Annotated in this window: 6 protein-coding genes and 1 riboswitch; of the genes, 5 read left to right on the top strand and 1 reads right to left on the bottom strand. The window is 72.2% G+C overall.

Annotated features, from left to right (window positions below; genetic code table 11):
- Positions 1-104 precede the first annotated feature (104 nt).
- The 4 genes from shc to ACFW2G_RS32745 are packed head-to-tail and all read left to right on the top strand — an operon-like array spanning position 105 to position 5,150.
- Entirely contained in the window at positions 105-2,033 is a 1,929-nt protein-coding gene (shc, locus tag ACFW2G_RS32760) for a squalene--hopene cyclase (protein ID WP_384681133.1), read from the top strand.
- Positions 2,033-2,710, top strand: coding sequence for a 1-hydroxy-2-methyl-2-butenyl 4-diphosphate reductase (locus ACFW2G_RS32755; RefSeq protein ID WP_037916052.1), 678 nt, complete (start codon positions 2,033-2,035; stop codon positions 2,708-2,710). Before shc ends, ACFW2G_RS32755 begins: the two co-directional genes overlap by 1 nt.
- 5 nt (positions 2,711-2,715) lie before the next feature.
- Positions 2,716-3,747, top strand: coding sequence for an adenosyl-hopene transferase HpnH (gene hpnH / locus ACFW2G_RS32750; RefSeq protein WP_037916054.1), 1,032 nt, complete (start codon positions 2,716-2,718; stop codon positions 3,745-3,747).
- On the top strand, positions 3,744-5,150 hold the full coding sequence (locus ACFW2G_RS32745; protein WP_384447546.1) for an aspartate aminotransferase family protein: 1,407 nt from the start codon (positions 3,744-3,746) through the stop codon (positions 5,148-5,150). The genes hpnH and ACFW2G_RS32745 overlap by 4 nt, the downstream gene beginning before the upstream one ends.
- A gap of 62 nt (positions 5,151-5,212) precedes the next feature.
- On the opposite strand, the gene ACFW2G_RS32740 is transcribed toward ACFW2G_RS32745, so the two are convergent.
- Complete coding sequence (locus tag ACFW2G_RS32740) at positions 5,213-6,004, bottom strand: tyrosine-protein phosphatase (protein WP_384447549.1); 792 nt, start codon at positions 6,002-6,004, stop codon at positions 5,213-5,215.
- A gap of 282 nt (positions 6,005-6,286) precedes the next feature.
- Positions 6,287-6,494: riboswitch (cyclic di-AMP (ydaO/yuaA leader) on the top strand.
- Between the two features lie 4 nt (positions 6,495-6,498).
- Between ACFW2G_RS32740 and ACFW2G_RS32735 the strand changes: the two genes are divergently transcribed.
- On the top strand, positions 6,499-7,482 hold the full coding sequence (locus tag ACFW2G_RS32735) for a peptidoglycan DD-metalloendopeptidase family protein (protein WP_384580843.1): 984 nt from the start codon (positions 6,499-6,501) through the stop codon (positions 7,480-7,482).
- Positions 7,483-7,544: the final 62 nt, after the last annotated feature.

The raw sequence follows: 7,544 nt of genomic DNA, 5'->3' as shown, positions 1-7,544 counted from the left end.
GCCGGGCGGCAACTCCCCCACGGCCCGACCCGGGCCGGCGCGCCGGCCCGCCGCCCGCCCACCGGCAACCGGGTGCGCCCGGCGCGGGACACGCCACGGCGGACCTGCCGCCACCGCCGGACGGCGGCCCACGCGAGGTGTACGAGGCCACCGCACGCGCTACCCGGCACCTCCTGGACCGCCAGGACCCCGCGGGCTGGTGGAAGGGCGACCTGGAGACCAACGTCACCATGGACGCCGAGGACCTCCTGCTGCGGCAGTTCCTCGGCATCCGCGACGAGGCCACCACGTACGCCGCCGCCCTCTTCATCCGTGGCGAGCAGCGCGAGGACGGCACCTGGGCCACCTTCCACGGCGGCCCGCCCGAACTCTCCGCGACCATCGAGGCCTACGTCGCGCTGCGCCTGGCCGGGGACCCGCCGGACGCCCCGCACATGAGCCGCGCCTCGGCCTGGATCCGGGCCAACGGCGGGGTCGCGGCCGCCCGCGTCTTCACCCGCATCTGGCTCGCCCTCTTCGGCTGGTGGAGCTGGGACCACCTGCCCGAACTCCCGCCCGAGCTGGTGTTCCTGCCGCCCTGGGTCCCCCTGAACATCTACGACTTCGGCTGCTGGGCCCGCCAGACGATCGTCCCGCTCACCGTGGTCTCGGCGATGCGCCCGGTCCGCCCCGCCCCCTTCGCCCTCGACGAGCTGCACAGCGACGCGTGCAGACCCTACCCCGCACCCCGCCTGGCCCCGCTGACCAGTTGGGACGGCGCCTTCCAGCGGATGGACAAAGCCCTGCATGTCTACCGGCGGTTCGCCCCGCGCCGGCTGCGCAGGGCGGCCATGGGCACCGCCGCCCGCTGGATCGTCGAGCGCCAGGAGAACGACGGCTGCTGGGGCGGGATCCAGCCGCCCGCCGTGTACTCCGTCATCGCCCTGCACCTGCTCGGCTACGACCTCGGCCATCCGGTGATGCGCGCGGGACTGGAATCCCTGGACCGGTTCGCGGTGCGGCGCGCGGACGGCGCCCGGATGATCGAGGCCTGCCAGTCCCCGGTGTGGGACACCTGCCTCGCCGCGATCGCCCTCGCCGACGCGGGCGTGCGCCCCGACCATCCCGCCCTGGTCAAGGCCGCGGACTGGATGCTCGGCGAGGAGATCACGCGCACCGGAGACTGGGCGGTGCGCCGTCCCGGACTGGCCCCCGGAGGCTGGGCGTTCGAGTTCCACAACGACACCTACCCCGACATCGACGACACCGCCGAGGTCGTCCTCGCCCTGCGCCGGATCCGGCACCCGGACCCGGTCCGGGTCGACGCCGCCATCGCCCGCGGCGTGTCCTGGAACCTCGGCATGCAGTCGAAGGACGGCGCGTGGGGTGCCTTCGACGCCGACAACACCAGCCCCTTCCCCAACAAGCTGCCCTTCTGCGACTTCGGCGAGGTCATCGACCCGCCGTCGGCGGACGTCACCGCCCACGTCGTGGAGATGCTCGCCTTCGAGGGCCGGGCGGGCGACGCCCGCACCCGCCGCGGCATCGCCTGGCTGCTCGACGCGCAGGAGCCGGACGGCAGCTGGTTCGGCCGCTGGGGCACCAACTACGTCTACGGAACCGGTTCGGTGGTGCCCGCCCTCACCGCGGCGGGCATCGCCCAGGGACACCCCGCGGTCCGGCGCGCGGTCCACTGGCTGGAATCCGTACAGAACGAGGACGGCGGCTGGGGCGAGGACCAGCGTTCCTACCGGGACCGCTCGTGGGCCGGGAAGGGCGCCTCGACCGCCTCGCAGACCGCGTGGGCCCTCATGGCTCTGCTGGCGGCCGGGGAACGCGACGGCAAGGCCGTCGAGCGGGGCATCGCCCATCTGGTCCAGACCCAGCGGGAGGACGGCTCCTGGGACGAGCCGTACTTCACCGGCACCGGCTTCCCCTGGGACTTTTCCATCAACTACCACCTGTACCGGCAGGTGTTCCCGCTGACCGCGCTCGGCCGCTACCTGTACGGGGAGCCTTCCGCCCCGGCAGGCTCGCCCGCCGGGGGGCCCTGATGTCCGGCGCCGAGGGTGACCGTGCCCCGCAGACCGGCCCGCTGCTCGTCGCCTGCGCGCTGCGCATCGAGCAGGCGGCTCTGCGCAGCGCGGGGCGCGGCTCCGCCCGCGGGCCGGACCCCGCGCGGGCCGGGGCGTACACCCTGCTGCGCACCGGGATGGGCCCGCGGGCGGCCGAACGGGCCGTGCTCCGGGCCCTGGAGGGGGCCGGGACGGAGCGGGCCGCCGTCCTCGCCACCGGGTTCTGTGCCGGGCTCGTCCCCGGGATGAGCCCGGGCGACCTCGTCGTCGCGGAGGAGACCCGCGACCCGCGGGGGACCGTCGCCTGTACCGGGACCGCGCTGCTGGCCGAGGCGCTGGCCCGGGCCGCCCCCGGCCGGACCGTGCACATCGGTCCGCTGACCGGGTCCGACCACGTCGTCCGCGGCCAGGAGCGCGCGCAGCTGCGTGCCACCGGCGCCGTCGCGGTCGACATGGAGTCCGCGGCGACCCTCCGGGCCGCCGTCCGGGGCGCCGGCCGGCCCGTTGCGGCCGTCCGGGTGATCGTGGACGCCCCGGAGCACGAGCTCGTCCGCATCGGCACGGTGCGCGGGGGAATATCGGCCTTCCGTGTTCTGCGTGCCGTACTGCCCGCGTTCTACGAATGGCACCGTTCTTCGCTGCTCCCCAGGAGGTGAGCCAGATGGCCATGCCGCTGCGCCAGACCATCAGGGTCGGGACGTATCTGCTCGAACAGAAGCTCCGCAAGCGGGAGAAGTTCCCGCTGATCGTGGAACTGGAGCCCCTCTACGCGTGCAACCTGGCCTGTGAGGGGTGCGGGAAGATCCAGCACCCTGCAGGGGTGCTCAAGCAGCGCATGCCGGTGGCGCAGGCCGTCGGGGCCGTGCTGGAGTCCGGTGCGCCGATGGTGTCGATCGCGGGCGGCGAGCCCTTGATGCACCCGCAGATCCACGAGATCGTGCGGCAACTGGTCGCCCGGCGGAAGTACGTGTTCCTGTGCACCAACGCCCTGCTGCTGCGCAAGAAGATCGAGAATTTCACGCCCTCCCCGTACTTCGCCTTCGCGGTGCACATCGACGGTCTGCGCGAGCGCCACGACGAGTCGGTGGCCAAGGAAGGCGTCTTCGACGAGGCGGTCGAAGCCATCAAGGAAGCGAAGAGGCGCGGATTCCGGGTGACCACGAACTCCACCTTCTTCAACACCGACACCCCGCAGACGATCATCGAGGTGCTCAACTTCCTCAATGACGACCTGCAGGTGGACGAAATGATGATCTCGCCCGCCTACGCCTACGAAAAGGCGCCGGACCAGGAACACTTCCTGGGCGTCGACCAGACCCGAGAACTCTTCAGGAAGGCCTTCGCAGGCGGCAACCGGCGGCGCTGGCGGCTCAACCACTCGCCGCTCTTCCTGGACTTCCTGGAAGGAAAGGCCGATTTCCCCTGCACGGCCTGGGCCATTCCGAATTACTCCCTCTTCGGCTGGCAGCGCCCCTGCTACCTGATGAGCGACGGTTACGTGCCGACCTATCGGGAGCTCGTCGAGGAGACCGACTGGAACAAGTACGGACGCGGAAAGGACCCGCGCTGCGCGAACTGCATGGCGCACTGCGGTTACGAGCCCACCGCCGTCCTCGCCACCATGGGCTCCCTCAAGGAATCCCTGCGGGCCGCCCGGGAGACGGTCGGAGGCAACCGGGACAGGTCGGCATGAGTCCGGCGGAAGGGGGCCGGGGCGGGGGATTCGACCTCGGCGCCCTGCTGGCTGCGCGCGGGGCGGAACGGTACGAGCTGCACGCCCGCCACCTCAACCACCAACTGCCCCGAATGCTCCGCACCATCGGCTTCGACAAGGTCTACGAGCGGGCCGAGGGCGCCCACTTCTGGGACGCGGAAGGCCACGACTACCTCGACATGCTGGCCGGCTTCGGAGTGATGGGCCTGGGCCGCCACCACCCCGTCGTCCGGCGGGCGCTGCACGACGTGCTGGACGCCCAGCTCGCCGACCTCACCCGCTTCGACTGCCAGCCGCTGCCCGGGCTGCTGGCTGAGAAGCTCCTCTCGTACAGCCCCCACCTGGACCGGGTCTTCTTCGGCAACAGCGGCACCGAGGCCGTGGAGACGGCCCTGAAGTTCGCCCGGTACGCCACCGGGCGTCCCAGGGTCCTTTACTGCGACCATGCCTTCCACGGGCTGACCACCGGCTCGCTCTCGGTGAACGGTGAGGGTGGATTCCGGGACGGCTTCGCACCGCTGCTGCCCGACACCAGGGTCGCGCTGGGCGACCTGGCCGCCCTGGAGCGGGAGCTGAAGCGGGGTGACGTCGCCGCCTTCGTCGTGGAGCCGATCCAGGGCAAGGGCGTCCATGCCGCCCCGCCCGGATTCCTGCTCGCCGCGCAGGAGCTGCTGCACCGGCGGGGAGCGCTCCTGATCGCGGACGAGGTGCAGACCGGACTGGGGCGTACCGGGGATTTCTACGCGTACCAGCACGAGCCCGGTGTGGAGCCCGACCTGGTCTGCGTGGCCAAGGCGCTGTCGGGCGGCTACGTGCCGGTCGGCGCGACCCTGGGCAAGGACTGGATCTTCAAGAAGGTCTACTCGTCCATGGACCGGGTGCTCGTGCACTCCGCCAGCTTCGGCTCCAACGCGCAGGCCATGGCGGCCGGGCTGGCGGTGCTGTCCGTGATGGAGGACGAGCAGCTCGTGGCCCGCGCCCGCACGACCGGCGACCTGCTGCGCGGGCGGCTCGCGTCCCTGGTGGGCGAGTACGAGCTGCTGCACGAGGTGCGGGGCCGCGGCCTGATGATCGGCATCGAGTTCGGGCGGCCCTCCTCGCTGGGGCTGCGCAGCCGCTGGGCGATGCTCCAGGCGGCCCGCAAGGGCCTCTTCGCACAGATGGTCGTGGTACCGCTGCTGCAGAAGCACCGCATCCTCACCCAGGTCTCCGGGGACCATCTGGAGGTGATCAAGCTGATTCCGCCACTGGTCCTGGACGAGCGGGACGTCGACCGCTTCGTCGGCGCCTTCCGCGAGCTCATGGACGAGGCGCACGGCGGGTCGGGCCTGATGTGGGACTTCGGCAGGACGCTGGTGAAGCAGGCCGTCGCGGCGCGCTGACGGCCCGCCTCCCTCCGGTGCGGGCCACGCCGCTCCCCCCGGGGCCGGCTCCGGCCGGCGGGTCAGACCAGGAGCCGGTCCCGCAGCCTGTCGAGGGTCTCGGGCGTCAGCCCGAGGCCCTCCGCCAGGTAGCGGTCCACCCCGCCCCAGATCTCGTCGATCGTGTCGAACGCGGCCATCAGGTACTCAGCGCGGGCGTCGAAGAGCGGCGCGAGCAGTTCCATCACCTCGGGCGAGCGGGCCTCGGCCGACTCCGCGCTGCGGCGCACCCGGTAGCGGCGGTGCGGGGCGTTGGACTCCAGGTAGTCCGCCACGATCGCCTCGCGCTCGACGCCGAGCGCGAGCAGGGTGACGGCGACGGAGAGGCCGGCCCGGTCCTTGCCGGCGGCGCAGTGCAGGAGGGCGGGGACGCTGTCCTCGGCGATGGCGTGCACGACCCGGCTGTGCTCGGCGGTACGGGTCCGGATGATCCCGCGGTAGGAGTTCGCCATCCGGGCCGCCGCCCTGCCGCCGCCCAGGACCGAGCGGAGCTGGTCGAGGTCGCCATCGCGGACCAGCCGCCAGAACTCCCGGCCGTCCGCCGGGTCCGAGAGCGGGATGTTGACGTTCCGTACGCCGGGCAGCTCGACGTCCGGCCCCTCCAGGGCGTGGTCGGCGCCGTTGCGGAAGTCGAAGATGGTGTGGAGGCCGAGCGAGGCGAGGAACGCTGCATCGGTTTCGGTGGCATGCGCGAGATGTCCGCTTCGAAACAGTCGTCCCGCCTTAACCCTTCGTCCATCAGAAGTCGGCAATCCGCCTACATCGCGGAAATTGCGCACTCCGGTCAGCTCCGGCTCCTGTATCTGCTGGGTCACGGGAACTCCTCCGTCTTCTGCTGGGGCGACTGTCCGAATTAAGCCATTTGGCGCCAACTTGCCGTATCCGGAGGCGAGATCGGGCACCGCCCCGTGAGGCAGATCATACGGTGACCGTGAGTGCCTGATCGTCCGGGCCGAATGGCCCGATGGGCGCGGCTGTTGGGGGAGCGGAATGGACGGAGGGTGACCGGAATTCCGGCAGTCCCTCATGCCTGTGAATCCGTCAGGGAATTCACGGCTTGTTCGGTGTGCCCACAAGGGATTACCTTCGCGATCGATCCGGGTGGATCGCCGAATCCTGCCGCCTCCCGGAAACCGCAACCGAACGATTTCGCGCGGCAGGAGCGGGGGAACCAGGTAGGCCGCCGTGCCGGAGATCTTTTCTCCGGTGCGGCTCGGGGTTAAGCGGTTCATGTCCCGCACATGAACCGCCGGGCATCTCCAGTCCGAACCCGACAGCTCACCTCGCAGGCGCCGGAGAGGAATGCGCCATGCCTGCAAAGGGTAAGCACCGCCGTCCCAAGTCCCTTCCCATGGCCCGCGGATTCGCGGTCGCAGGCACCGGTGGCGCGGCCCTCGCCCTGCCGCTGATCGGTGCGGCCGGCGCCCACGCGGCCGGCGCCCCGGCGGTGGTCCCCGCCGCGGTCCCCGCCGTGGCACCGCAGGCCCCCGCCGCCGTCCGGGTCGCCGCGCCGGCCGCCGTCCAGGCCGCCGCCCCGACCGTCTACACCGTCGTCCCGGGCGACTGCCTCTCCATGATCGCCGCCGAGCACCGCCTGCCCGGCGGCTGGGAGCGGCTGTACGAGCAGAACCGCGAGGCGGTCGGCAGCGACCCGTCGCTGATCCACCCCGGCCTGAAGCTGACCTTCGGCGGCCGCGGCGAGGCCTCCCGGGCCGGCGCCGTACCCGCCCCGCGCAGCGCCCCCGGGGCCACCGTGAAGACGGCCCCCACGACCGGGTCGAAGCCGGCCGCGCAGGCTGCCGTCCCGCAGGCCCGGCAGGAATCCGCCCCCGAGGCCCCCGAGGCCCCCGCAGCCCCCGTCGAGGCGCCCGCCGTGCAGCCGGCCGCCTCCGGCTTCGTGGCCCCGGTTGGTGGTGGCATCTCCACCCAGTACAAGGTCGCGGGCGCCATGTGGTCCTCCGGCTACCACACCGGTGTCGACTTCATCGCCCCCATGGGCACCACGGTCAAGGCGGTCGGCGCGGGCACCGTGGTGTCCGCCGGCTGGAGCGGCGCGTACGGCAACGAGGTCGTCATCCGGCACGCGGACGGCAAGTACTCCCAGTACGCCCACCTGTCCCAGCTCTCGGTCTCCTCCGGGCAGAGCGTCACTGCCGGCCAGGCCATCGGCCTCTCCGGCTCCACCGGCAACTCGACGGGCCCCCACCTGCACTTCGAGATCCGTACCAGCCCCTCCTACGGATCGGACATGGACCCGATCGCCTACCTCCGCACGAAGGGCGCCAGCCTCTGACGGCATCCTCCGGCGGAGCCCGGACACGCGTGGGGCCGGGACCCGAGGGGGGTCCCGGCCCC

Source organism: Streptomyces sp. NPDC058880 (genome assembly GCF_042742535.1).
Taxonomy (GTDB): domain Bacteria; phylum Actinomycetota; class Actinomycetes; order Streptomycetales; family Streptomycetaceae; genus Streptomyces.
This window is presented reverse-complemented; position numbering and strand designations above follow the sequence as displayed.

Bases quoted from the DNA above. Each gene is read 5' to 3' on its own strand.
- ACFW2G_RS32755 (WP_037916052.1), top strand. From the start codon at position 2,033: ATGTCCGGCGCCGAGGGTGACCGTGCCCCGCAGACCGGCCCGCTGCTC.
- hpnH (WP_037916054.1), top strand. From the start codon at position 2,716: ATGGCCATGCCGCTGCGCCAGACCATCAGGGTCGGGACGTATCTGCTC.
- ACFW2G_RS32745 (WP_384447546.1), top strand. From the start codon at position 3,744: ATGAGTCCGGCGGAAGGGGGCCGGGGCGGGGGATTCGACCTCGGCGCC.
- ACFW2G_RS32735 (WP_384580843.1), top strand. From the start codon at position 6,499: ATGCCTGCAAAGGGTAAGCACCGCCGTCCCAAGTCCCTTCCCATGGCC.